We start from the raw sequence: 24,280 nt of genomic DNA, 5'->3' as shown, positions 1-24,280 counted from the left end.
TCGGGAGGTGGGCAATATGCTGCAAAAGTGTGAAGGAATCGTAATCAGAACAAACCATTATGGTGAATCGAACAAAATCGTTACTATATACACCAGGGAATTCGGGAAAATCGGATTGATGGCGCGTGGGGCTAAAAAGTCCAACAGCCGTCTTTCCGCTATTTCCCAATTGTTTACATATGGTCATTTTATGTTCATTAAAGGCAGTGGCTTAGGTACTCTTCAGCAAGGTGAGATTGCGGAATCACTCCGCCATGTGAGAGAAGATTTGTTTAAGACAGCATATGCTACATACATCGTTGACCTTCTAGATAAGAGCACGGAGGATCGCAAACCGAATCCATTTCTCTTTGAATTGCTCTACAAAGTACTTCAGTATCTTAACGAAGACTTTGATCCCGAGATATTAATGCATATCTTTGAGATGAAAATGCTGCCTGTTTTAGGGCTGCATCCCCATTTGAATGGATGCTCAATCTGCGGGGAAACCGAAGGCACATTCGGGTTCTCATTTAAAGAAAATGGATTTATCTGCCATCGTTGTGCGGATGAAGATCCTCATCATTTGCCTCTATCGCAAGGCACCGTCAAGTTATTGAGGCTGTTTTATTATTTTGATATCAATCGACTAGGAAATATCTCTGTAAAAGACGAAACAAAAGATCAGCTCAAGCGGGTAATCAGGACTTATTACGACGAAAATTCGGGGCTAACATTGAAATCCAGAAGATTTCTTGATCAAATGGATAACCTTAAGGACTTATTCTAGTTATTTAAAGCATATTGTGATTTTTTGGCTGGCTCTCAGGATGAGTGCCGGCTTTTTTTATTATGAGTATTATTATACTGCGGAGGGGCATTCAGTAAGAGGGGTATTCAGGAATGAAATTTGTCGGAAAATCGGTAGTTCGCACATAAATTTAGGATTTCGCACATAAAATGAAAATTTCGCATATATTAAGGATTCCGCACATAAAAATAAAATTTCGCTCTTAAATCACAGGTAATACCCACTGCAGTATTCGAAATGATTCTGCGTTCACCACTTCCGTCTCATCAAAAAGAAACGCCCAAAAGGATAGCCTTTTGGACGCTTCATGCAATATTAAAACTGAATTTTTTCCATCAAGAAGGATTTCACTTCACTGATCGGCATTCTGACCTGATCCATCGAGTCGCGGTCACGTACAGTCACCTGGCCGTCTTCTACTGAATCAAAATCAAATGTAATGCAGAAAGGAGTACCGATTTCATCTTGACGGCGATAGCGTTTACCGATAGATGCAGTTTCGTCAAAATCGATCATTAAGTCTTTTGACAACTCTTCATACACTTTGAATGCATCATCAGACAATTTTTTCGATAAAGGCAGGACTGCTGCTTTAAATGGTGCAAGTGCCGGATGGAAACGCAGGACCGTTCTTGAATCATTCTCTAATTCTTCTTCTTCAAATGCATCACATAAGAATGCAAGGGTCACCCGGTCAGCACCAAGGGATGGTTCGATGCAATACGGTACATATTTTTCATTTGTTTGAGGATCCATATAATGGAAGTCTTCATTAGAGTGCTCCATATGACGTTTCAGGTCAAAGTCCGTTCTGTCCGCGACTCCCCAAAGTTCTCCCCAGCCGAATGGGAATTTATATTCGATATCCGTTGTAGCGTTACTGTAGTGGGATAATTCATCTTTATCATGATCGCGTAAACGCATGTTATCCTCGTTCATACCCAGGTTAAGCAGCCAGTTCTTACAGAATTCACGCCAGTAAGAGAACCATTCCAGATCTTCACCAGGCTTACAGAAGAATTCAAGCTCCATTTGTTCGAATTCACGTGTTCTGAAGGTGAAGTTACCAGGTGTGATTTCATTTCGGAAGCTTTTTCCGACTTGGGCAATACCGAATGGCATTTTCTTACGCATCGAACGCTGGACATTTTTGAAGTTTACAAAGATTCCCTGAGCCGTTTCAGGACGTAAATAGATTTCATTCGTAGAAGACTCGGTCACACCTTGATGGGTTTTAAACATTAAATCAAATTGACGGATCTCGGTGAAATCCTGGCTTCCGCAATCTGGACACGCAATTGCATGCTCCTTAATGATTTCTTCCATTTTCTCGAAGGACAGGCCATCCACAATCATTTCAATGCCTTTTTCTTCAAGAGCATTTTCAATGATTTTGTCAGCACGATGACGTGTTTTGCATTGCTTACAGTCAATCATCGGATCATTGAAATTGCCGACATGTCCAGAAGCTACCCATGTTTGCGGGTTCATCAGAATGCTTGCATCAAGACCCACATTGTAAGGGGATTCCTGAACGAATTTTTTCCACCATGCTTTTTTGATATTGTTCTTCAGTTCGACACCTAATGGACCGTAATCCCAAGTATTAGCGAGCCCTCCATAGATTTCAGAACCCGGAAATACGAATCCGCGATGTTTTGCTAAATTTACTACTTGTTCCATTGACATGGAAGTCACTCCTTTTTAAAGTTCTTTTTTAAATCAGTTAAGAAAATAAAAAAAGCTCGTCGCTAGGCTAAGCCTAGGGACGAGCTTGTTACTCGCGGTTCCACCCTAGTTGATATACAAGAATCCAGTATACCCACTTTCGTTTCAATCAGCTCAGGATTGCCGTTTCCCTGCTTTCCAGGCTTTCACCGTCCCTGGTCGCTTAAGCGCAAGTACTTATGTATCCGTCACAGCCTGTATAAGGTTGTAAGATGAAAACATTTTATCATGCCGTACTAAAAATAACAACTCCATATCACTTGAATAAAAAGATTTGATGTTTTGGTGAAAAAAAGATACTCTTTGATAATGCATCGTATTCATAGTGTTGTCACATTGCCATTGCAATATTCTCTTTTCATTTTCCGTAAATAGTATATAATATTCATTATAAAGTATAACATTAATCGTTTGTTCGTTAGGTGGTGAGTAACAATCGAACTAAATAAAAGGCAAGAACGTATTTTGCAGATCGTTAAAGACAATGGACCCATTACGGGTGAACAAATCGCTGATCAATTAAATCTTACGAGAGCGACGCTGAGACCCGACCTCGCTATTCTTACAATGGCAGGTTATTTGGATGCAAGACCGAGAGTGGGCTATTTCTATACAGGAAAAACGGGTACACAGCTCTTGACAGAAAACCTTAATAAAATTTATGTTAAAGACTATCAATCCATTCCGGTAGTAGTGAATGAGAATGTGTCAGTATATGACGCAATTGTCACGATGTTCCTGGAGGATGTGGGTACTTTATTTGTTGTGGATGCAAATACATATTTAGTAGGTGTATTGTCCAGAAAGGATCTGCTCCGGGCAAGTATCGGGAAGCAAGAACTCAGCACATTGCCAGTGAATATCATAATGACGAGGATGCCTAACATCACAACATGTGAAAAGGACGACCTTCTGATTGGTGTGGCGAAGGATCTCATTCATAAACAAATTGATTCCGTTCCAGTGGTCAAGAAAACCGACAATGGAGATATGGAAGTCACGGGAAGGATTACGAAGACGAATATTACGAAAGCATTTGTTGCATTAGCAGAAGAAGAATAGAAGGTGGTGAACGATCGTGAAAGAACCGATTATTTATGTTGTTTCCGACTCAGTGGGAGAAACCGCTGAATTGGTTACTAAAGCGGCCATTAGTCAATTTAATGGTTCCAATACGGTCATCAAACGCTTTCCATATGTAGAGGACTTTGAAAATATTGATGAAGTCATTTCCCTGGCAAAGCTGAATCAAGGGCTGATTGTTTATACGCTGGTCAAGCCGGATATGAGGGCGTATATCAAAGACCGGGCAGATAAAGAAGAGCTCTACGCCTTTGATATTATCGGGCCTTTAATGGATAAGTATCAGACGATCTATGAAAAGGAGCCTTTATTTGAACCCGGTACTGTGAGAAAGCTTGATGATGACTATTTCAAGAAAGTGGAAGCGATTGAATTTGCAGTGAAATATGATGATGGAAGGGACCCGAGAGGAATCCTTAAAGCGGATATCGTCCTGGTTGGAGTATCGAGAACAAGTAAAACACCTCTTTCGCAGTATCTTGCACATAAACGATTCAAGGTGGCAAATGTCCCGCTTGTACCTGAAGTGGATCCCCCCGAAGAACTGTTCAAAGTTTCTCCGAAGAAATGTTTCGGGTTAAAGATCTCTCCTCAAAAGTTAAATACGATACGGAGAGAACGATTAAAATCGCTGGGGCTTAATGATGAAGCCAGCTACGCAAATATAAAGCGAATTGAAGAGGAACTGAAATACTTCGAGAAGATTTCTGAACGAATGGGCTGTCATGTGATTGATGTCACCAATAAGGCTGTAGAAGAAACAGCCAATATCATCACCAACATTTATCAGCGGTCAAACGGTTCATAACAAAGAACGATCCTTCCCGTGCTGAACGGGAAGGATCGTTCTTTGTTTGTGGATGGAACGGTACCTGAAATAACCAAAAAAATCTTTCGGGTAAATTAGTGGTCAAACCCGTCCGATTATACTATAATAAAAAATTGTGATAAAAATATTTAAAATAGGTTTAGACTAAACTCTTAAGGAATAAACTAATTATTGTGATATGTCAAGTCTCGTCTCGGATTTTTTTCGATATTCTACCTGGATTCCATGGAAAAATTCCTGTGGAGAGAAGGATAATACGGAGTGATGTAGAATAGTTAGTAATAGCAAACAAAAATCTTCAGTTTTTGTAGATGCAGATGCTTGCCCGGTCAAACAGGAAATCATTCGGATTTCAGGATATTATGGTTTTGAAGTGGTGTTTGTTGCTTCCCATGCTCATCAGAAGAATACTCCTGATGAGGGAAGATGGGTATACGTGGACAGTGAGAAAGAAGCAGCAGACCTGTATATCATGAACCATGTCCGGACGAATGATATTCTCGTGACCCAGGATATAGGACTCGCAAGCTTAGTACTTCCGAAAAAAGTTTATACTTTATCCCCCAGGGGAAAGGTCTACAGAGAAGAGAGCATTGTGACGGCGCTTGATTACCGTTACGTGGCAGCGAAGGAAAGACGGAAAGGGAATTATGGTAAAGGGCCTAAGCCTTTTACGAATGATGACCGGGAAGAATTTTCATCGCAATTCGAGAAGATTTTGTCGAAGATTGCAGGAATATAAACATTCTTACCGAATGCATTAAGAGAGAAATGAAAATCCAGGTGATATACAGTGTCTGATAGAATCCCTGAAGAAACATTAAATAAAATATTATCCACTACGGATATCGTGGATGTTGTCAGTGATTATGTACAGTTGAAAAAGCAGGGGCGTAATTATTTTGGCCTATGTCCTTTTCACGGGGAAAACACTCCATCGTTCTCCGTGTCGCCCGACAAACAGATCTTTCATTGTTTTGGCTGCGGAGCAGGAGGAAATGCTTTTACATTCTTAATGGACGTCGACGGCCTCTCTTTCATAGAGGCAGCACAGAAGCTTGGAAGCAAAGTCGGGGAAGAAATTGCTGTCTCTGCTGCTTCAAGTGAAAAAGAAGCGCCTCCTCAAGAAGATGAAAAGCAGATGATTCAGGCTCATGAGCTATTAAGTAAATTTTACCATCATCTCCTCTTAAATACAAAGGAGGGGCAGGAAGCACTGGAATATTTACTTTCCAGGGGATTCACGACTGAAAGTATCAGTAAGTTCCAAATAGGCTGGTCCTTGCCGAGTTGGGATTTCACCGTCAAATTTCTGCAGAAGCGGGGATATTCCCTTGAGTTGATGGAAGCGGCCGGTTTATTGGTAAGAAGGGAAAAAGATCAATCGTTTCTTGATCGTTTCAGAGGCAGGATCATGTTTCCCATTACTGATCCGAAAGGGAAAGTAGTCGCGTTTTCAGGTAGAAGCCTCCACTCTGGGGATGAACCTAAATACTTAAATAGTCCTGAGACGAAGATATTTAATAAAAGCCGAATCCTTTACAATTATCATGAGTCAAGAACCATCATTAGAAGAAAGCAGCAAGTCATTCTTTTTGAAGGATTTGCCGACGTGATCTCAGCCAATGAAGCATCCGTTGAAAATGGAGTGGCCACGATGGGAACTTCATTGACAGAGGGACAAATCGGGTTGATCAAGCGATTAACAGAATCCGTGGTCATATGCTACGACGGGGATTCTGCGGGTGTGGAAGCCGCCTTCAGGGCAGGTAATCTGCTCCTTAATCATCATTTATCCATACGGGTAGCTATGATACCTGAAAAATTGGACCCTGATGACTACATCTCAAAGTATGGAAAAGAGAAATTTCAGCAGGATGTAATAGGGGCCAGCTTGACGTTTATGGCGTTTAAGCTGCGGTATTATAAATTAAACAAAAATTTAAATGATGAAGGAGACCGCCTTCAGTATATAGAAGACATACTAAAGGAAATTACCCAGCTGAGCAATGCGGTTGAAAGGGATTATTATCTCCGGTACCTGGCAGATGAATTCCATGTTTCATTAGAAGCCCTGCAGCAGCAGCTTGCTGATATCAAGGGGTCAATGAAAGGAAAGTCAAAGCCAGCTAAACAGGTGCCCCCACCGAAGCCGCATCGTTCAAGTATGCAAGCGAAGCTGCTGCCTGCATATCAAACGGCAGAAAGACGACTCATTGCCTATATGCTGAAAGATCCCAATACAGCGTATAAGGTGCAGGACTGGCTTGCAGGCACCCACCTTAACATTGATGAGCATCAAGCTATTATTACTTATTTATTTGGTTATTATGAGGAAGGGATGCCTCCTGGTGCCAGTTCTTTCATAGGATATCTGCCCGATGAAAGGCTTCGAAGGATCGTTTCAGAGATTGAAATGATGTCGATCAGTGATGAATGCACAGACCAAGAATTACTGGATTACGTCCATTCCGTTTCAAAACATCAAAAGATGTTGAAAATAAAAGAAAAAGAATCCGAAAGAAAAGAAGCTCAAAGGCTAAATGATTATCGTAAAGAAGCACAAATAGCAATGGAAATCTTACAGCTGCGTAAGTCTCTATAAAGTTTTGTTCAAGGAAGTTGGAAGGAGGGGAACACATGGCTGAAAAGTCCGCGCGTTCCAAACAAATAGCGTCAGAGTTATCCGTTGATCAGGTGAAAGAATTTTTAATAAACCAAGGGAAGAAAAGAGGTGTCCTTACTTATGAGGATATCGCTGATAAACTTTCCGGTTTTGAACTAGACTCAGACCAGATGGATGAGTTCTACGAACAATTAGGTGAGCAGGGTGTCGAAATCATCAATGAGAATGAAGAGGATGACGATCCGGGCGCCAATGAGCTGGAAAAAGAAGAGGAAGAAGAATTTAACTTAAATGATTTAAGCGTTCCTCCCGGCGTTAAGATAAATGACCCAGTAAGGATGTACCTGAAGGAAATCGGAAGAGTCGATCTGTTATCTGCAGAAGAAGAAATCAATCTTGCAAAAAGGATTGAAGATGGTGATGAAGAAGCTAAACGCCGTCTGGCAGAGGCAAACCTTCGTCTTGTAGTAAGTATTGCCAAGAGATATGTTGGCCGTGGAATGCTCTTCCTAGATCTGATTCAAGAAGGAAATATGGGTCTGATTAAAGCGGTAGAGAAATTTGATTATCGCAAAGGATACAAATTCAGCACGTATGCTACATGGTGGATCCGTCAGGCAATCACCCGTGCCATTGCTGACCAGGCAAGAACGATCCGTATACCGGTTCATATGGTTGAAACGATCAACAAGTTGATACGGGTACAGAGACAGCTTTTACAGGATCTCGGCCGTGAACCATCACCAGAGGAAATTGCAGAAGAAATGGATCTTACCCCTGAGAAGGTAAGAGAAATTTTAAAGATCGCTCAAGAACCCGTATCGCTTGAAACACCGATTGGAGAAGAAGACGACTCTCACCTTGGAGATTTTATCGAAGATGCAGAAGCGCAGTCTCCTTCCGAGCATGCCGCATATGAATTATTGAAAGAACAATTGGAAGATGTTCTTGATACTCTTACAGATCGTGAAGAGAATGTCCTTCGTTTACGATTCGGACTGGACGACGGCAGAACCCGTACACTCGAGGAAGTTGGTAAAGTATTCGGTGTAACGCGTGAACGTATTCGTCAGATTGAAGCGAAAGCACTTCGTAAGTTGCGCCATCCGAGCCGCAGTAAACGACTTAAGGATTTCTTGGAATAGAATCATCGTGACCTCTATCATTTAAATGATAGAGGTTTTTTTTATTGAAATTTAAAGGGATTACCCCAAAAGTTGACGAATGTAACAAAAGGATCATTTTCAGAAAGAGAGAGCATTATGTCTAAATCTAAACACAGCAGACAAGTTGTGATCATAAATGAAATCAAATTTTGGAAGCAAAATAAAATGCTGCCTGATCAATATTGCGATTATTTATTGGCACTCTATACCAATGGCGAAGAAAACATTTTAAAGTCTTCTACTAAAAAAAGCAAAATGAAGGGTAATAACATTCCGATCCTGCTTTCGGCAATCGTGATGTTGATTTCATTATTTGTCATTTATTTTACTGAATTGTCAGTCGTTTTGCAAACAGCGATTTTGACAGGTTTTGTCGTATTATTATTTGGAGTAGGAATTTACTATTCTAATAAAAAAGTTTCAACGGCTCCCATTCTGATTGCATCGGCATTCATCATTCTCCTGATAACCATTGCCATCACTGAAGAGATGTTTGATGGTTCTCCCCTCAATACCTATGCTTCCTTATTTTTGAATTGTTTGTTCTGGATAGTCCTCGGATGGAAGCAAAGACTGATTTATTTCACATTGTCCGGTGCTATCGGAGGACTATTACTGTTGATTTCTATATTGATATAACTTCTGAATATTAAAAAGTTTTTTAAAGTTGAGAAAATTCACCATTGCCTCTTATAATAGGAATGAGAGCGCATTCATAGAAATCTTGATAGGCTTCCTGAAAGCGTGATTAAAAAAAGTCTGGACACATTCGGGCTTTCATTCATCAAGTAAATACAAGGGGGATAAGGATGAATTTTGACTTAACGCAAGAACAGGCAATGATTAAAAAAACGATCAGGGAATTTGCAGAGGAGGAAGTCGCTCCGGGTGCATTGGAAAGAGATCGCACAAAAGAGTTCCCTAAGGAAATCTTTAAAAAGCTTTCGGATTTAGGAATGATGGGTCTGCCGTTTCCTGAAGAATATGGAGGTGCTGGTGCGGATACAGTCAGTTTTGCAATCGTGACGGAAGAGTTGAGCAGGGCTTGTGCTTCAACGGGGATTACTTATTCTGCCCACATTTCCTTAGGGGGGGCACCGATCAATTTATTCGGGACAAACGATCAAAAGGAAAAGTATCTTACACCGATTTGTACAGGCGAATCGTTCGGCGCATTCGGACTGACAGAACCCAATGCCGGGTCTGATGCAGGCGGAACACAAACCACAGCGGAAGACAAAGGTGATAAATGGCTGATCAATGGGAACAAGTGCTATATCACAAATGCAAGCTATGCTGACCATCTAGCCCTGACGGCCATCACCGGCCGGGAGAATGGACAGAAAGAAATAAGTGCGATTATCGCACCTACCAAGGCAAAAGGATTTACTGTGATCGATAATTACGAAAAAATGGGGCTTCATTCTTCCAACACGACTGAATTAGTTCTGGAAGATGTGGAAGTACCGAAAGAAAACCTGCTGGGTAAACGTGGAGAGGGCTTTAAACAATTCCTTGTGACCCTGGACGGGGGACGGATCGGGATTGGCGCCATGGCCGTAGGTGTCGCTCAGGCGGCCTATGAGAAGGCGCTGCAATACTCGAAGGAAAGAAAGCAATTTGGAAAAACTCTTTCCCAGTTCCAAGTCACGCAATTTAAGCTTGCCGATATGGCAATGAAGATCGAACTCGCACGGAATATGGTGCACAAAGCCGCCTGGCTTAAGGACCAAGGCAGACCTTTCTCGAAAGAGGCGTCCATGTGTAAGCTTTATGCTTCTGAAATAAGCATGGAAGTAGCCGATGAAGCGATCCAGATTCATGGAGGATACGGATACATGAAAGAATATCACGTAGAAAGATACATGCGTGACGCAAAACTCCTTGAAATCGGAGAAGGCACATCCGAAGTACAACGAATGGTCATATCCCGTCTAATCGGCTGTCAATAAAAATAGACTAACAAATGAAGAGCTTAAAGGATGCATCCATCATGCGCCTTAAAGCTCTTCGTTTTTGTTAGTCTACAGTCGTTATGTAAAGAATAATAAGAGCAACCAGGTTAAAGGAAGGGTCAAGCTTATTTTTGATTTTGAGAGGTTCCAGCTGTTGGTTGGAGTGCAAGACGAAGACTCCTATAAGAAAAGCGGAAGGGGTTTGCTCAGAGGCGTGTGGCATAAGACGAATCGGTCATGAAGGCGGTTCTTTGCCTTCCTGGCCGGTTTGGCTTATGACATGTGCCTCTAAGCCCTGCAGCTGGACAGCTAAGACAACTCAGGCGGAGGAGGCTCACCAACCGCCCGCGGAAAGCGAAGTCTTGCACGGAAATCATTAGCGGTGATTAAGGAACCTAATTTTCGATAACAAAAACAAACAAATGTGTCTAATTTGTGAGAAAGATGGAAAAGTTAATCTATAGGACTTTTCCTTTGTCGCTTTTTAAAGTAAAATATAAGATGTTTACTAGCACTGTTTTGGATGTTGTACATAAAGGAGGTTAAATCATGAATCGTAATCCAATTATTCCATTCATTCTGATCATGGCTATGGGGATCGGCCTTGTATTCTTCATGTCTTTAGAAGGCCTTAACAATGCTGATGAGAAAGCGAAAGAAGCGGAACACGGGGAAAAAGGCGGTAAGGAAGAGCAGGCTTCAAGCGGCGAGTTTGATCCTGAACAAACTTACAAAGACAACTGTCTATCTTGTCACGGTGGGAACTACGAAGGCGGAATGGGTCCTGCCCTTAAAGGTACAGACAAGTCTGTTGATGAGATCAAAGAAACCATTAAAAATGGTAAAGGCGCTATGCCTGCAGGTCTTGTAAAAGAGGAAAATCTTGATGCAATGGCTGAATGGGTCAAATCACTTAAATAATGTATACGCTTAAAAAGGTTCTTTGCCTAATGGGGCAAAGGACTTTTTTTATTGGATAAAGTCAGATAGAATGTAAACGTACATACTAAGTATCAAATCAACTAAAAAGGTGAAGTCATGAATATAGAACAATTATCCAAACGTTTAGAAACAGTTGTTTCATATATCCCTCGGGGATCAAAAATAGCAGATATAGGTTCCGATCACGCGTATTTACCATGTTTTGCAGTCAGAAAAGGAATTGTAGAAAGCGCCATAGCAGGTGAAGTGGTGAAAGGACCGTACCTTTCAGCCGTAAAGCAGGTGGAAGATGCCTGTCTGCAGGACAAAATAGAGGTCAGACTAGGCAATGGCCTTGAAGTCATCACACCTGGAGAAGTGGATTGCATTACCATAGCGGGAATGGGGGGCACCCTGATTGCATCGATTTTAGAAGAGGGTAAAGGGAAGCTCACTGGAGTGAAAAGGCTGGTCCTTCAGCCGAATGTAAGTGCTAAATCGATCCGTATTTGGCTTCTTCAAAACGACTGGGAGCTGAAAAGTGAAGAAATCATAGAAGAAGATGGGAAAGTGTATGAAATTCTGACTGCCGACAGGGGAGAGCCAGAGCGTCCCTACTCAAATGAACAACAGGCAAAGGAACTTTTACTCGGTCCATTTCTCATGAAAGCGCGAAATGAAGCATTCCGCAAGAAATGGATGCAGGAAAGTGCACAGTGGAAAAATATCCTGGATAACATGGAGAAAGCGGCACAATCAGACGCATTGAATGAACGAAAAAATGAATTGAAGAATAAAATTCAAATGGTTGAGGAGGTTCTTTCCAAATGAAAACGGTAAATGGCCACGAAATCATCCAACTCTTTGAAGAGTTTTCACCGAAATACCTGGCGGAAAATGGTGATCCGATCGGTTTGCAAATCGGTAAACTGAATGAAAAAGTAGAAAATGTCATGATTACATTGGATGTCCTCGAAAATGTAGTGGATGAAGCCATCAAAAATAATGTCAAATTGATCATTGCTCACCATCCGCCGCTTTTTAGGCCAATGAAATCCCTTCAGACAGACACCTATCAAGGGAGAATGATCGAGAAACTGATCAAGAATGACATTGCTGTTTATGCAGCCCATACAAATCTTGATGTTGCTTCCGGAGGGGTGAATGATCTCCTTGCTGAAGCATTGAATCTTCAAGACACTTCTGTTTTACTTCCGACCTACTCAGAACAATTAAGGAAACTTGTTGTCTATGTACCGAGGGAAGATAGTGAAGAGCTACGGGAAGCATTAGGTAAAGCAGGTGCAGGCCATATCGGCAATTACTCACACTGCAGCTTTTCGACAGAAGGAAAGGGAAGGTTCTTGCCTGGAGACAATTCTGATCCTCACATCGGTCAGATTGGAGAGGTGGAAGAAGTAGCAGAAGAAAAAATTGAAACCATCTATCCACTTTCACTCGAGGGAAAAGTGCTGAAAGCGATGTTCGCCCATCATCCATACGAAGAAGTGGCATATGACATTTATTCACTTGAAAACAAGGGAGAAGCTCTGGGTCTGGGGAGAATCGGTAAACTACAAGAAGAAATTTCACTGAAAGATTTCGCTGCGACTGTGAAAGAAACATTCGGCATGGACGGAATCCGGGTCATTGGAGACATGGATGACAAAGTCAGGAAAGTGGCAGTTCTCGGTGGGGATGGGAATAAATTTATTTCCGCGGCCAAAAGACAGGGTGCAGATGCCTTTGTTTCCGGAGATATTTACTATCACACAGCTCACGATGCGATGATGATGGGGCTGAATATTGTGGATGCAGGTCATCATATTGAAAAGGTCATGAAGGATGGCGTGGCAAAGTATTTAGCGGGAAAATGCGCAGAAAAGGGCTACATTGTAAATATTTTTGCTTCAAAGTCAAACACAAATCCATTTACCTATATGTAAAATAATTCGTAAATGAAAGCCCCCGGTTATAGCCGGGGGCTTTCATTTCTTTTAACTTAATTTAGACTTTTTTACTTTAGGAAGGATCTTATTTAAAGGTACACTGCGTTCTCTTGTCCAAGTCGCTTCATCACTCGGGTCAAATTCCTGTAAAAACTTGATGACTTCTTTCACGATTGGAGTCGGGGTGGAGGCACCAGCCGTCACCGCTACGACATTTGCTGATTTAATCCATTCAGTATCCAGCTCGCTGATGTCAGAAATCCTGTATGCAGGAGTCCCTGCAATTTCTTTTGAGACCTGTGCGAGACGATTTGAATTATTACTCTTGGGATCTCCAACCACTATGAGAACATCTGCGTCGCCTGCCTGCTCAGCCACTGCTTCCTGACGTACCTGGGTGGCCAGGCAGATTTCTTTATGCAGCTCGACATGCGGGAACATTTCTTTTACCTTTTCCATCGTATCAAGAACATCCCATTGACTCATAGTCGTCTGGTTCGTCACGATGATTTTGTCATTATCGATGGAAAGTTTCTCTACATCTTCAGCAGTTTCTACAAGATGTACGATATCAGGCGCAACACCTACTGCCCCTTCAGGCTCTGGATGTCCTTTTTTACCGATGTAAATGACGTCATATCCTTCTGCTTCCTTGGCGCGAATGAGGTCATGTGTCTTTGTTACATCGGGACAGGTGGCATCAAGTGTGACAAGCCCTTTTTTTCGTGCAATTTCTTTTACCTCAGGTGAGACACCATGTGCTGTAAAGATGACGGTTCCTTCATTTACCTGCTCAATGATCTCTCTTCTATTTTTACCATCCAGCGTAATAATGCCTTCTTCTTCAAACGCATCTGTGACGTGCTTGTTATGCACGATCATTCCCAGAATATAAATAGGACGAGGAAGCGATTTATCTAATGCGGCGTTTCTGGCGATGACCATTGCATCCACTACACCATAGCAATAGCCCCTCGGAGTTATCTTAATAATATCCATCTATGAAAATCCTCCTACATGAGAAAAGGTTGTGTCTCCATTATAAAGGAGAATGGGGATTCTGACAAAGAGTAGGGAAGAAGAGGAGGATTTTGTTGAATTCGCGTAATCAAAAAGAAAAACCCCTGCAAGTATATACTCGGGAGGGATTCAGTGCTAGATATATAATTTAGGCTGAGAACTTCCTGCAGGAGACTTTCTTTTTGGGCGTTGTTCCTCCGATTTGTCTTCTGCCTTTATTTTTTTCTTTGTTTTCTTTTTTTTCATTGCTGCTGTTTCATCTATTTCTTCTAGATCAACCTTCTCCACTGCGTCATCATTTACCTCTTCTGAAGGTGATTCAGCCGATAGATCTTTAAATCCACGATATAGTTTCCATAATGCGGGCAGGTTCTTGACCATAGGACCATATTGTTGAATCATAGGGCCGAATTGCTGGGCTGCATTCAGTACCTGCTGCGTATTTGAAAGAAAGGAACTGATATTCCCCGGGTTTAATAAATTTCCTATGGAGGATGCTCCAGCAGCGGCCCCTGGTCCACGTTCGAATCCAGCAGCAGCTCCCGCGGAATCACTTCTGCTGAATTGTTGAAGAATGCCTCCCTGCTGATTGCCTCCTTGGACACCGTCACCTTTTTTTAACAATCTGGCCAGGAGTCCGCCTCCGCGTCCTTTTCTCCTGCCTCCGTTCATTCCTTGCATATTCATCTGCTGCGGACCTTGCTGACGCATTAAGCCATTCATTTGCTGACCCATGTGAAATGGATGGGGAGACTGGGATCTCATTCCGAAAGGGTTTCTCATTTCATTTGGCTGCCTCAATCCGAATGGGGGGGTTCCACCGTGTCGAGGCATCATTCCAAAGGGATTTCCCTGATGTTGATTCTGCATTCTCATTCGTCCTCTAGGCGGCATGCTGCCTGCCTCCTTTCGATGCATAATTCTTCCGTCATTATAGAGTATGCAAGTCGTGAAAAAAGGGTATTGTTTCAATATCGGGGAAATCCCTGTAAGTGTAACTAGATGTTTTGTCAAAAGTTTATTATAATGGTTAGATGTTCTTTAAAATTAACGCCGACTACTTACGTTTAAATAAAAGGATATTAAAAATAAGGAGATGAAACAGATGAAAAAGAATTTATTTCTTGATTATGAATTTAAATCTTTTATTGCCGAAGCGATAGAAGAATTAGGTTTCTATGAGCCCACTGAAATCCAGAAGAAAATGATCCCGCTGATCTTAAAGGGACAAAGTGCGATTGGACAATCACAGACAGGTACGGGTAAAACCCATTCCTATTTACTGCCGATCATTGAAAGAGTGGATGCGGCATCAGAACAGGTACAAGCTGTCATTACAGCTCCAACGAGGGAACTTGCACAGCAGATTTATCATGAAATCCTGAAAATCACTAAAAACAGTGAAATTACTTCCCGCTGCTTCATTGGAGGAACAGATAAACAAAGAACGATTGAAAAGCTTAAAATCCAACCACAAATCGTTGTAGGGACACCCGGCCGTGTCAACGACCTAGTAAAGGAACAGGCTTTATTTGTCCATACCTCTTCCATACTGGTGGTCGATGAAGCAGACCTTATGCTTGATATGGGCTTTATCGAAGATGTGGATCAAATTGCTGCAAAAATGCCAGAAAAACTGCAAATATTGGTTTTCTCTGCCACCATCCCTGAAAAGCTGAAGCCCTTCATGAAAAAATATATGGAAAATCCACAATTTGCTCATGTTGAACCGGAAAGAATTTCGGCTAAGAATATTCAGCACATCATCATTCCAAAGAAAAGCCGAGACAAAGTTAATGTACTTTACGATCTGTTAGTGGAAATAAACCCATATTTAGGAATCGTCTTCACGAATACAAAAGCCAAAGCGGATGAAGTGGCGGATGCCTTGATTGCGAAGGGTCTGAAGGTCGGTAGAATTCATGGTGATCTGTCACCCCGTGAACGTAAAAAAATGATGAAGCAGACCAGGAATCTTGATTATCAATATATTGTAGCCACTGATCTGGCCGCAAGAGGGATTGATATTGAAGGAGTCAGTCATATCATCAACTATGAACTTCCTCAGGACCTTGATTTTTATGTGCATAGATCTGGCCGTACTGCAAGAGCGGGGAATTCGGGTATCGCTTATACGATTTATGAACCGGCTGATGAGGATGCACTGAATCGTCTGGAAAAGATGGGAATCTCATTCAGTCACATGGAGCTTAAGAAAGGTGAGTGGATTGAACTTCCAGCCCTGAACAAGCGAAAAAGCCGTCAAAAGACATCGGATAATGAGATCGATGTAAAAGCAAAATCCCTTGTACGAAAACCAAAGAATGTAAAGCCTGGTTACAAAAAGAAAATGAAATACAAGATGGAACAAATCAAAAAGAAAGAAAGAAGAAAGAAAAACAGAAGTAAATAAGTCATATGACGTGATTCATTTTCACACATTCGATAAAATGAAAAAGAGATTTTCTTAGGAGTTGAGGAGAATGGTTAAGATTGGATCCCACGTGTCAATGAGCGGTAAAAAGATGCTGCTGGCTTCCAGTGAAGAAGCAGTGTCTTATGGTGCAAATACGTTCATGATTTATACAGGAGCACCTCAAAATACAAGAAGAAAAAAGATTGAAGACTTAAATATAGAAGCCGGTCTTCAGCATATGAAGGAAAACAATATCGATAACATCGTTGTACATGCTCCCTATATCATCAATATCGGGAATACAACCAATCCGGCGACCTTTGAATTGGGTGTTAATTTTCTACGATCTGAAATTGAACGCACAGAAGCACTGGGTGCCAAGCAGATTGTCCTTCATCCTGGAGCTCATGTAGGTGCTGGAGCAGACAAGGGAATTGAAAAAATCATTGAAGGTCTAAACGAAGTATTGACGAAGGATCATACAGCGCAGATTGCCCTGGAAACAATGGCAGGGAAAGGATCTGAATGCGGGAGGTCATTCGAGGAGTTGGCCCAGATCATCGAAGGGGTCGAACTGAATGACAGACTTTCAATCTGTTTCGATACCTGTCATACCCATGATGCAGGGTATGATATCGTCGAAGATTTCGATGGGGTACTTGAAGAATTCGATAAGATCATTGGAATGGACCGTCTTAAAGTCCTTCATATAAATGACAGTAAGAATCCTGCCGGGGCAAGTAAAGACCGTCACGAAAATATCGGGTTCGGCCACATCGGATTCAAAGCACTGAATTATATCGTCCATCATCCACAGCTGGCTGAAGTGCCTAAAATCCTCGAAACACCTTATGTAGGAGAAGATAAGAAGAACAAGAAGGCGCCTTATAAATTTGAAATTGATATGCTTCGGAGACAAGAATTTGATGAAGACGTATTGACGAAAATAGAGAAGCAGTAATGAGGTGGGAGGCTCTTCTGTAAAGAAGAAGCCTCCTTTTTTATTAGCTGGCTCTTTATCTGATCAGCTGCATGAAGAGCTGATTGATTTCTTTTGCCTTAGCCGGCCCGATTGATTTAGCCAGCTCTTTCACCAATTTGCTCCTGCTCCCGGCATCAAAGATATTGATGTTTTTCCCTTTGACTCTTTCGACAATCGCGTCAGCCTGCTTGGAGGTTAAAGAAATATTGTATTGAGTGGCATACTTAAGTAATTCTTCCCGGTTAATCGTGTTGATTTTGTGATTAATCACATTTTGTAATAACTTCATCTATATCACTCCTCAAAAAATACATATGTTACTTCAGAGTAGAAAGTGACAGTTTTTTGCAGAGTGAAGGTAGAATGATGCGGCACAATTCTGTTTCCCCAGATCCTTCCCTGTTGGGATAAACTCATTGGTTTACAAGTGATTTCCCATAATGTATACTTTCTTAAGTGCTTTAAATCGTAATGATTCTTAAAAAGTGAGTTGAGAACAATGGAACAAAATCAAACTCCTATTATAAAAATAGAAAATCTGAATTTCAGGTACGACCGTGAACGGGTACTTGAAGATATTAATCTTTCCATCCCCAAGGGGGCTTTTTTAGGGATTGTCGGTCCAAATGGTTCAGGTAAATCGACCTTATTGAAACTCATGCTGGGTTTATTGAAAGTGAAGCAAGGGAAAATCGAGCTGTTTGGAACCCCACAGCAAAAATTCAGGCAGTGGGACCGGATCGGCTTTGTTTCTCAAAAAGCAAACAGTTTCAATACTGGTTTCCCTGCCACAGTGGATGAGGTTGTTGCAAGCGGACTGGCCAAAAAAGCCGGACTTTTCAAGAGAATCTCTTCAAAATATCGGAAAGATATACAAGATGCAATTGAATCAGTGGGTATGACTCCTTTTGCCGAGAGGAATATCGGTGAATTATCAGGCGGTCAGCAGCAAAGGGTTTTCATCGCACGGGCACTGGTCAGCAAGCCCGATGTGCTGATCCTGGATGAACCGACGGTAGGTGTAGACAGCAAGAACGTTCAAAACTTTTATGATATGCTTGATCATTTGAACACCGACCTTGGTATTACGTTGTTGCTGGTTACACATGATATCGGGTCCATTTCAAGTAAAGTAACACATGTGGCTTGTTTAAATAAGCATCTTCATTTCCACGGACGGACAGAAGAGTTTGAACAATTAAAAGAAGGTGAGATGTCTTCATTTTATGGTCATGATGTCCACTTTTTAAACCACGAACATCACTGATTGGAGGAAAAGCGGGTGCTAGAAGCCATTTTTCTATATGAATTTTTACAAAATGCTTTTCTTACAGGTATTCTTATCGGAATCATCGCTCCTCTATTAGGAGCGTTCATCGTTGTCAGGAGACTTTCACTGATAGCAGATGCTCTTAGTCATGTAACATTGTCAGGGATTGCCGCAAGTTTATACCTGAGCAAGACAGTCCCTTCTCTACAAGGTCTTAATCCTTTATATCTCGGAATGATATTTTCCGTTACGGGTTCGCTGTTCATTGAACGGCTGCGGACATTGTATAAACATTATCAGGAACTCGCCATTCCGATCATATTATCTGGCGGAATCGGAATAGGCGTTATCTTTATATCGCTCGCTGACGGTTTTACAACTGATCTATTCAGTTATTTATTCGGCAGTGTGAGTGCCGTAAGCAGGGGGGATCTTTACTTGATTGCTGCGATCAGTATCGTGGTAATTACAGTGATCTTTTTATTGTATAAAGAATTATTTCTTCTTTCTTTTGATGAAGATCATGCAAAAGCATCGGGGATACCGGCTAAAGTGATTCATTTCATTTTCATGGTCATGGTGGCTTTGGTCATCGCTGCGTCTATGCGCATTGTCGGCATCCTTCTGGTATCTTCACTGATGACACTTCCTGTGGCGGCGAGTATACGGATTGCAAGAGGGTTTAAACAGACGATAGGTTATTCCGTATTATTCGGTGAAATTTCTGTGATCGTTGGATTAGTCAGTGCCTTTTATTTAGATCTTGCGCCTGGCGGAACCATTGTGGTCACTGCCATTCTCATTTTATTGATCACGATTGCCATGAAGAAGGTTAAATCATCCAGGCATACTGAAAAAGCAGAGGTGTAATAAAAATGAATGTAACCCAAGCGATGGATCTATTGAAATCTGAGGGATATAAACATACAGGCAAGAGAGAGGAATTACTTGAACTGTTTTCAAGTTCAAATAAATATTTGACAGCCAAAGATGTCCTTGAACATATGAAGAGCGACTATCCAGGATTGAGTTTTGACACAATCTATCGGAACCTGAGCTTATTCGTTGAGCTCGGAATTCTTGAAGAGACAGAGCTTTCAGGGGAGAGGCATTTTCGGTTTACATGTGAAAGCGACCATCACCACCATCATTTCATTTGCATGGACTGCGGTAAGACAAAAGAAATTCAAACTTGCCCGATGGATGCCCTGAAGGACAGCATCGAAGAAACAGGCTATGATATTTCTGGCCATAAATTTGAAATTTACGGAAAATGCCCTCAGTGTCAATGATATAGATATTCATAAAAAAGCCTTGGACGATGAAGTCCAAGGCCATTTTTTATTTTTCTATTTTACTTCACCAAGCCATTTCTGGACCCATCGATTCGCTTCTGTCCAGTCATTTACCCGGATGACCCCTTCAGGGATAGGGTTCTGATTATAAGGAGTATTAAATAAAACGACAGGGATATTCAGTTCTTCATGTATCATCACTGCATTATCATGCTTGTCTTCAAAAAAGATATCCACATCATATTTCTTGGCAGTTGAAATTTTATTATGAGATCCGATTAATTCTATGTGATGGTACATAAGATCCTGTGCATCAAACCATTCTTTCGTTAATTGCAGAAGCTCCGATGGACGTGCGCTGATGAAATACAGCTCATGCTGTTCTTTCCAGTCATCAAGAATCAATTTCGCCCCTGAAGCGATTGGTGATTTCTTGTATATATGCGGTTCTGCTTCTTTAAACCATTTACCGAAGACTTGAGGGGAAATATTCAGGACTTCGGTCAATTCATATTGTGTTATATCATTTAAAGTCAGGTTCAATTTAAAATATTCATTTATATGCGGCAGTAAAGATTCCGGAGACGTAACTGTTCCGTCAATATCAATTCCAAAACGTTTCATGCGGTATCATGCTCCTCTTATACAAACTTATTCAAGTGTAACATATTTCAATTTATCCTATAAGATTTAATTGTAGAAAGAGGACAAGGTAAAGAACATGATAACAGAAATGACAAACATTAGCATAGTAAAATAAGTCCTTTAACAAACAATAAGAAGGCTCCCAAACATCGAAAGTGAGGGATTGCTGTATGGCTGATGAACGACATCGAGATATTGAAGATATCGACGTGTATTACGACAATCCGGAAATCGAGGATAGGGATCAAGAATACAAAGAAGAAACGGCAGCCGAAATCGCTGCTCCAGTCAACGTAAGCCGCGATTTTGAAAGTGATGCAGAAGAGGAAAGTACGACATCAGGAAGAGTACTCGGTTATTCCGCACTCGCCCTGTCGATTCTTTCTCTATTTATTCTTCCAGTCATCATGGGAGCGGCTGGGATTGTAATCGGATTCGTTGCCAGAAGACGCGGAGCAAAAACGCTTGGGTCATGGGCTATTGGAATCGGAGCAGTATCAATAATCATAGGATTATTTGTATTGCCTTTCTTTTAATAAGTAGATCGCTTTTTTAAAATGGGGAGCGTTTTAAAAAAGTAAAAAGAGGACTGAGTGATCAGTCCTCTTTACTTTTTATACTTGTGTTTCTTTCTTTTCTGCTTCTTGCTTATCGTAATATTCCTGAGCGATTTTGTCGATTTCCTTTTTCAATTCTTCAACCATTGTTTCTTCAGGAACTTTACGGACGGTTTTTCCTTTGCGGAATAGAAGTCCTTCACCACGGGCACCGGCGATGCCGATATCCGCTTCACGGGCCTCTCCTGGTCCGTTAACCGCACAGCCAAGCACGGCCACCTTGATTGGTGCTTTTATGGTTTGGATATATTCTTCCACTTCGTTTGCGATGGAAATCAAATCAATTTCGATTCGTCCGCAAGTCGGACATGAAATCAAAGTAGCTGCATTGGAAGCGAGGCCAAACGATTTCAATAGTTCTCGTGCAACTTTCACTTCTTCCACGGGATCGGCACTAAGGGAAATCCTAAGGGTGTTTCCGATGCCGAGGCTCAGGATGGCACCAAGGCCGGCAGCACTTTTTACCGTGCCGGCGAATAGGGTTCCAGATTCTGTGATCCCAAGGTGGAGCGGATAATCAAAAGCTTGTGCCGCTTTGGTATACGCTTCAATGGCTAAATTGACATCTGATGCTTTCATCGAAACGATAATGTCGTGAAAATCGAGATCTTCAAGGATCTTGATGTGATGAAGAGCACTTTCAACCATTCCATCTGCGGTTGGATAACCGTATTTTTCAAGGATTTTTCTTTCAAGGCTGCCTGCGTTCACCCCGATACGGATAGGAATGCCTTTTTCCTTCGCCGCTTTCACGACTGCTTCCACTTTTTCACGGCGCCCGATATTACCCGGGTTGATCCGGATTTTATCTGCTCCGCCTTCAATCGCTTTCAGCGCAAGCTTATAATCGAAATGGATATCTACTACTAATGGAATATTAATTTGTTTCTTGATATCTGCAATTGCGTTGGCTGCGCGTTCATCAGGGCATGCCACCCGGACCACCTGGCATCCCGCCTCTTCAAGACGATGTATTTCCTTAACTGTTGCTTCAACGTCATGCGTCTTTGTAGTCGTCATGCTTTGTATAATTAATTCATTGTTGCCGCCAATGGTTAAATCTCCGACTTTTACCGGACGAGTTTTTGAACGATGTATAATTTCACTCAAGTGTAATTCGCTCCTTTTAAAAGGTTCTTCAACTATACATTATAGATAATACGAGGCAATTGTAACAGTGTTTTGTATCAATTGACAAGAATTAGGTGCAGAAGGGTGGTGAAATCAGTCCGTGTAGTGAGGAATTTTGTACGTTTTACCTATCTGGATCTTGCCGGGCTCCACATCGTTTAATTCTTCAAAGTCAGAGACGACCTGTTCAATGGATACAGGAAGTGTCCCCTCAATGGAATTTTCAACGAGGCTTAATACGGTATCACCGGGTTTGATTTTCACTTCTACATAAGATCGTGAGGATTCGGAGGCTTCAGGTAGAGAAACACTATCAATAGCTTCTTGGGTAACAGCCTGAGGCTGGGCTGTTAAGACTTCGGTGTGCCTCTTGGTCAATAGATTTAACGTACCCTTGTTTAAATCATAATAGACACTGTAAAGAAGAATGATAATACCTAAGAAAATAATCATTCGTTTCATAATTGATCCCTCCAGATAAATGAATGGTTTGTAAAGGGGACAAGTGCAATGACGAACAAAAAGCTTGTGGGAGTGATTGGACTGCTTCCGATTCTCATGGTATTGGGAAACTCTATGTTGCTTCCGATACTGCCGAGTATAGAAAAAGGGCTGCATATCGATGAAAGATGGTCGGGATGGATTTTAAGTTCATTTACCATTCCGGCTGCTGTTTGCATCCCGTTTATCGGATTCCTATCAGACAGGTTTGGACGTAATCGTTTGATTCAATTTTCTCTATGGATCATCTTGGCTGGAAGTATTTTGTGCGCGGTAAGTGCCTGGTTGAAGGAGCCCGCCTTCCTCTTTATGAGCGGCAGGGGCTTACAGGGTGTGGGGGCTGCTGGTACAACACCCCTTGCAATAGCGTTAGCCGGTGACCTTTTTAGCGGCGAAGAACGATCAGAAGTCTTGGGGGCGCTGGAAGTATTTAATGGGTTAGGAAAGGTTTTTGCTCCAGTGATTGGTGCCGGCTTGACCATTTTTCTGAGTTGGAATCATGTTTTTTGGATTTTTCCGCTTCTCTGCCTGGTGATTCTATTCGGGTTAAATAGAAATATCAAGAAAAACAATGATCAGAAAAAATTACAGGGAGTAAGTGAGTATGCACGGGATCTTGCTGCTGTTTTTGCTTCTAAAGGGTTATTGCTTCTGCCTCTTTATGCAATTGGCGGAATTGGTTTATTTCTATTATTCGGCATCCTGTTCTTTCTTTCCTACCATATTGAAAATACTTTTCATATTGATGGATTCTTCAAAGGGTTTTCTTTTATGTTCCCTCTCGGAGCAATGACGATTTCTTCAACCTGGAGCGGGAAGAGGTTAAAAACAGATGAAGGGCGGGGCTGGTACTATATTAAGTGGGGAATCGGATTGATGACATTTTCTCTTGGAGCATTGATATTCTTTCATTCACTGGGATCCCTGCTTTTCTTCATTACGGTCTGTTTCGGTGGATTAGGACTGGTTCTGCCTGTACTCAATACGTTTGTAGCAGGGAGTGTAGATGAAGGAGAGAGAGGGTTTGTCGTAAGTATGTATGGTGCTGTCAGGTTTATCGGGGTGGCGGTAGGTCCTATTGCTTATTCTTTTTGGAAAGAGGATATTGTTCAAATGTATAGACTTACTTTTATGTGTTCGGTATTAAACGTACTGTTGTATCTGATATTGACTAAACGTAGAGATAGGGTCTTTAGGCCTGGATTTAACTAAAAACACACACTAAATTTACACTTCCTTAACTTTTATTTGAGAAGATATATGAGGGAAAAGTTGGGGAGGATGTATAAAAATGGTGAGAAAACCTATTTTATTTATAAAACATTTTATTAATAAAGTCAGTAGTATAACAAATAT

25 protein-coding genes are annotated in these 24,280 nt (G+C 41.5%); 18 read left to right on the top strand and 7 right to left on the bottom strand.

The window, feature by feature from the left end; genetic code table 11:
• Window positions 1-16: 16 nt before the first annotated feature.
• On the top strand, window positions 17-769 hold the full coding sequence (gene recO, locus AAEO50_RS11200; protein ID WP_341983567.1) for a DNA repair protein RecO: 753 nt from the start codon (window positions 17-19) through the stop codon (window positions 767-769).
• 336 nt (window positions 770-1,105) lie between these two features.
• On the opposite strand, the gene AAEO50_RS11195 is transcribed toward recO, so the two are convergent.
• Complete coding sequence (locus AAEO50_RS11195; RefSeq protein ID WP_341983565.1) at window positions 1,106-2,479, bottom strand: glycine--tRNA ligase; 1,374 nt, start codon at window positions 2,477-2,479, stop codon at window positions 1,106-1,108.
• Between the two features lie 474 nt (window positions 2,480-2,953).
• Here AAEO50_RS11195 and AAEO50_RS11190 point away from each other — a divergent pair, with 474 nt between their 5' ends.
• The 10 genes from AAEO50_RS11190 to AAEO50_RS11145 all read left to right on the top strand — a co-directional run bounded on the left by AAEO50_RS11190 (window position 2,954) and on the right by AAEO50_RS11145 (window position 13,044).
• On the top strand, window positions 2,954-3,580 hold the full coding sequence (locus AAEO50_RS11190; protein WP_341983612.1) for a helix-turn-helix transcriptional regulator: 627 nt from the start codon (window positions 2,954-2,956) through the stop codon (window positions 3,578-3,580).
• 13 nt (window positions 3,581-3,593) lie between these two features.
• Window positions 3,594-4,409: a pyruvate, water dikinase regulatory protein gene (locus AAEO50_RS11185; RefSeq protein ID WP_341983610.1), complete on the top strand. Its 816-nt coding sequence runs from the start codon at window positions 3,594-3,596 to the stop codon at window positions 4,407-4,409.
• 292 nt (window positions 4,410-4,701) lie between these two features.
• Window positions 4,702-5,172, top strand: a complete 471-nt coding sequence (locus AAEO50_RS11180) for a YaiI/YqxD family protein (protein WP_341983608.1) — start codon at window positions 4,702-4,704, stop codon at window positions 5,170-5,172.
• Window positions 5,173-5,223: 51 nt separating this feature from the next.
• Window positions 5,224-7,035, top strand: coding sequence for a DNA primase (gene dnaG / locus AAEO50_RS11175; protein WP_341983563.1), 1,812 nt, complete (start codon window positions 5,224-5,226; stop codon window positions 7,033-7,035).
• Between the two features lie 35 nt (window positions 7,036-7,070).
• Window positions 7,071-8,201 carry an RNA polymerase sigma factor RpoD gene (gene rpoD / locus AAEO50_RS11170; protein WP_341983561.1) on the top strand — a complete coding sequence of 377 codons (1,131 nt, stop codon included), beginning with the start codon at window positions 7,071-7,073 and terminating at the stop codon, window positions 8,199-8,201.
• A 117-nt stretch (window positions 8,202-8,318) separates the two neighbouring features.
• Entirely contained in the window at window positions 8,319-8,861 is a 543-nt protein-coding gene (locus AAEO50_RS11165; RefSeq protein ID WP_341983559.1) for a hypothetical protein, read from the top strand.
• Between the two features lie 170 nt (window positions 8,862-9,031).
• Entirely contained in the window at window positions 9,032-10,174 is a 1,143-nt protein-coding gene (locus AAEO50_RS11160) for an acyl-CoA dehydrogenase family protein (RefSeq protein WP_341983556.1), read from the top strand.
• Window positions 10,175-10,726: 552 nt separating this feature from the next.
• On the top strand, window positions 10,727-11,098 hold the full coding sequence (gene cccA, locus AAEO50_RS11155) for a cytochrome c550 (RefSeq protein ID WP_341983554.1): 372 nt from the start codon (window positions 10,727-10,729) through the stop codon (window positions 11,096-11,098).
• Between the two features lie 117 nt (window positions 11,099-11,215).
• Window positions 11,216-11,929, top strand: a complete 714-nt coding sequence (locus tag AAEO50_RS11150) for a tRNA (adenine(22)-N(1))-methyltransferase TrmK (protein WP_341983552.1) — start codon at window positions 11,216-11,218, stop codon at window positions 11,927-11,929.
• Window positions 11,926-13,044, top strand: coding sequence for a Nif3-like dinuclear metal center hexameric protein (locus AAEO50_RS11145; protein ID WP_341983550.1), 1,119 nt, complete (start codon window positions 11,926-11,928; stop codon window positions 13,042-13,044). Before AAEO50_RS11150 ends, AAEO50_RS11145 begins: the two co-directional genes overlap by 4 nt.
• A 51-nt stretch (window positions 13,045-13,095) precedes the next feature.
• Here the strand turns inward: AAEO50_RS11145 and AAEO50_RS11140 are convergent, their stop codons facing one another.
• Both AAEO50_RS11140 and vrrA read right to left on the bottom strand, forming a co-directional pair.
• Entirely contained in the window at window positions 13,096-14,046 is a 951-nt protein-coding gene (locus AAEO50_RS11140; RefSeq protein WP_341983548.1) for a 4-hydroxy-3-methylbut-2-enyl diphosphate reductase, read from the bottom strand.
• Window positions 14,047-14,202: 156 nt separating this feature from the next.
• Window positions 14,203-14,937 carry a VrrA/YqfQ family protein gene (gene vrrA / locus AAEO50_RS11135; protein ID WP_341983546.1) on the bottom strand — a complete coding sequence of 245 codons (735 nt, stop codon included), beginning with the start codon at window positions 14,935-14,937 and terminating at the stop codon, window positions 14,203-14,205.
• Window positions 14,938-15,172: 235 nt separating this feature from the next.
• Between vrrA and AAEO50_RS11130 the strand changes: the two genes are divergently transcribed.
• Window positions 15,173-16,480 carry a DEAD/DEAH box helicase gene (locus AAEO50_RS11130; protein WP_341983544.1) on the top strand — a complete coding sequence of 436 codons (1,308 nt, stop codon included), beginning with the start codon at window positions 15,173-15,175 and terminating at the stop codon, window positions 16,478-16,480.
• Between the two features lie 70 nt (window positions 16,481-16,550).
• The gene (locus AAEO50_RS11125) at window positions 16,551-17,444 is read left to right on the top strand and encodes a deoxyribonuclease IV (protein ID WP_341983543.1); all 894 of its coding nucleotides are present in this window, start codon (window positions 16,551-16,553) and stop codon (window positions 17,442-17,444) included.
• Window positions 17,445-17,499: 55 nt separating this feature from the next.
• Here the strand turns inward: AAEO50_RS11125 and AAEO50_RS11120 are convergent, their stop codons facing one another.
• Window positions 17,500-17,754 (bottom strand): DUF2624 domain-containing protein, encoded by a 255-nt coding sequence (locus tag AAEO50_RS11120; RefSeq protein WP_341983542.1) that lies wholly within the window; start codon window positions 17,752-17,754, stop codon window positions 17,500-17,502.
• Between the two features lie 210 nt (window positions 17,755-17,964).
• On the opposite strand from AAEO50_RS11120, the gene AAEO50_RS11115 reads away from it, so the two are divergent.
• Genes AAEO50_RS11115 through AAEO50_RS11105 form a run of 3 tightly spaced genes read left to right on the top strand, consistent with a single transcriptional unit; the run spans window position 17,965 to window position 20,027 of the window.
• Window positions 17,965-18,732, top strand: a complete 768-nt coding sequence (locus AAEO50_RS11115) for a metal ABC transporter ATP-binding protein (protein ID WP_341983541.1) — start codon at window positions 17,965-17,967, stop codon at window positions 18,730-18,732.
• A 15-nt stretch (window positions 18,733-18,747) separates the two neighbouring features.
• Entirely contained in the window at window positions 18,748-19,605 is an 858-nt protein-coding gene (locus AAEO50_RS11110) for a metal ABC transporter permease (RefSeq protein ID WP_341983540.1), read from the top strand.
• Window positions 19,606-19,610: 5 nt separating this feature from the next.
• Entirely contained in the window at window positions 19,611-20,027 is a 417-nt protein-coding gene (locus AAEO50_RS11105; protein WP_341983538.1) for a Fur family transcriptional regulator, read from the top strand.
• Window positions 20,028-20,084: 57 nt separating this feature from the next.
• Here the strand turns inward: AAEO50_RS11105 and AAEO50_RS11100 are convergent, their stop codons facing one another.
• The gene (locus AAEO50_RS11100; protein WP_341983537.1) at window positions 20,085-20,654 is read right to left on the bottom strand and encodes a hypothetical protein; all 570 of its coding nucleotides are present in this window, start codon (window positions 20,652-20,654) and stop codon (window positions 20,085-20,087) included.
• Between the two features lie 191 nt (window positions 20,655-20,845).
• On the opposite strand from AAEO50_RS11100, the gene AAEO50_RS11095 reads away from it, so the two are divergent.
• Window positions 20,846-21,211: a DUF4190 domain-containing protein gene (locus tag AAEO50_RS11095; RefSeq protein ID WP_341983535.1), complete on the top strand. Its 366-nt coding sequence runs from the start codon at window positions 20,846-20,848 to the stop codon at window positions 21,209-21,211.
• A gap of 78 nt (window positions 21,212-21,289) precedes the next feature.
• Here AAEO50_RS11095 and ispG read toward each other — a convergent pair whose 3' ends face one another.
• Window positions 21,290-22,402, bottom strand: a complete 1,113-nt coding sequence (gene ispG, locus AAEO50_RS11090; protein WP_425383186.1) for a flavodoxin-dependent (E)-4-hydroxy-3-methylbut-2-enyl-diphosphate synthase — start codon at window positions 22,400-22,402, stop codon at window positions 21,290-21,292.
• Window positions 22,403-22,516: 114 nt separating this feature from the next.
• Window positions 22,517-22,885 (bottom strand): hypothetical protein, encoded by a 369-nt coding sequence (locus tag AAEO50_RS11085; protein WP_341983533.1) that lies wholly within the window; start codon window positions 22,883-22,885, stop codon window positions 22,517-22,519.
• A 48-nt stretch (window positions 22,886-22,933) separates the two neighbouring features.
• On the opposite strand from AAEO50_RS11085, the gene AAEO50_RS11080 reads away from it, so the two are divergent.
• Window positions 22,934-24,136, top strand: a complete 1,203-nt coding sequence (locus AAEO50_RS11080; RefSeq protein WP_341983530.1) for an MFS transporter — start codon at window positions 22,934-22,936, stop codon at window positions 24,134-24,136.
• Window positions 24,137-24,280: the final 144 nt, after the last annotated feature.

Source organism: Rossellomorea oryzaecorticis, from assembly GCF_038405515.1.
Lineage (GTDB): Bacteria > Bacillota > Bacilli > Bacillales > Bacillaceae_B > Rossellomorea > Rossellomorea oryzaecorticis_A.
This window is presented reverse-complemented; position numbering and strand designations above follow the sequence as displayed.

What these genes read in the sequence shown, in the direction of transcription:
- AAEO50_RS11160 (WP_341983556.1), top strand. Translation starts at nt 9,032, where the DNA reads ATGAATTTTGACTTAACGCAAGAACAGGCAATGATTAAAAAAACGATC.
- AAEO50_RS11195 (WP_341983565.1), bottom strand. Translation starts at nt 2,479, where the DNA reads ATGTCAATGGAACAAGTAGTAAATTTAGCAAAACATCGCGGATTCGTA.
- AAEO50_RS11120 (WP_341983542.1), bottom strand. Translation starts at nt 17,754, where the DNA reads ATGAAGTTATTACAAAATGTGATTAATCACAAAATCAACACGATTAAC.
- AAEO50_RS11115 (WP_341983541.1), top strand. Translation starts at nt 17,965, where the DNA reads ATGGAACAAAATCAAACTCCTATTATAAAAATAGAAAATCTGAATTTC.
- AAEO50_RS11125 (WP_341983543.1), top strand. Translation starts at nt 16,551, where the DNA reads ATGGTTAAGATTGGATCCCACGTGTCAATGAGCGGTAAAAAGATGCTG.
- rpoD (WP_341983561.1), top strand. Translation starts at nt 7,071, where the DNA reads ATGGCTGAAAAGTCCGCGCGTTCCAAACAAATAGCGTCAGAGTTATCC.
- AAEO50_RS11080 (WP_341983530.1), top strand. Translation starts at nt 22,934, where the DNA reads ATGACGAACAAAAAGCTTGTGGGAGTGATTGGACTGCTTCCGATTCTC.
- AAEO50_RS11100 (WP_341983537.1), bottom strand. Translation starts at nt 20,654, where the DNA reads ATGAAACGTTTTGGAATTGATATTGACGGAACAGTTACGTCTCCGGAA.
- AAEO50_RS11095 (WP_341983535.1), top strand. Translation starts at nt 20,846, where the DNA reads ATGGCTGATGAACGACATCGAGATATTGAAGATATCGACGTGTATTAC.
- AAEO50_RS11140 (WP_341983548.1), bottom strand. Translation starts at nt 14,046, where the DNA reads ATGGATATTATTAAGATAACTCCGAGGGGCTATTGCTATGGTGTAGTG.
- cccA (WP_341983554.1), top strand. Translation starts at nt 10,727, where the DNA reads ATGAATCGTAATCCAATTATTCCATTCATTCTGATCATGGCTATGGGG.
- AAEO50_RS11165 (WP_341983559.1), top strand. Translation starts at nt 8,319, where the DNA reads ATGTCTAAATCTAAACACAGCAGACAAGTTGTGATCATAAATGAAATC.
- AAEO50_RS11085 (WP_341983533.1), bottom strand. Translation starts at nt 22,885, where the DNA reads ATGAAACGAATGATTATTTTCTTAGGTATTATCATTCTTCTTTACAGT.
- vrrA (WP_341983546.1), bottom strand. Translation starts at nt 14,937, where the DNA reads ATGCAGAATCAACATCAGGGAAATCCCTTTGGAATGATGCCTCGACAC.
- AAEO50_RS11150 (WP_341983552.1), top strand. Translation starts at nt 11,216, where the DNA reads ATGAATATAGAACAATTATCCAAACGTTTAGAAACAGTTGTTTCATAT.
- recO (WP_341983567.1), top strand. Translation starts at nt 17, where the DNA reads ATGCTGCAAAAGTGTGAAGGAATCGTAATCAGAACAAACCATTATGGT.
- AAEO50_RS11105 (WP_341983538.1), top strand. Translation starts at nt 19,611, where the DNA reads ATGAATGTAACCCAAGCGATGGATCTATTGAAATCTGAGGGATATAAA.
- AAEO50_RS11145 (WP_341983550.1), top strand. Translation starts at nt 11,926, where the DNA reads ATGAAAACGGTAAATGGCCACGAAATCATCCAACTCTTTGAAGAGTTT.
- AAEO50_RS11130 (WP_341983544.1), top strand. Translation starts at nt 15,173, where the DNA reads ATGAAAAAGAATTTATTTCTTGATTATGAATTTAAATCTTTTATTGCC.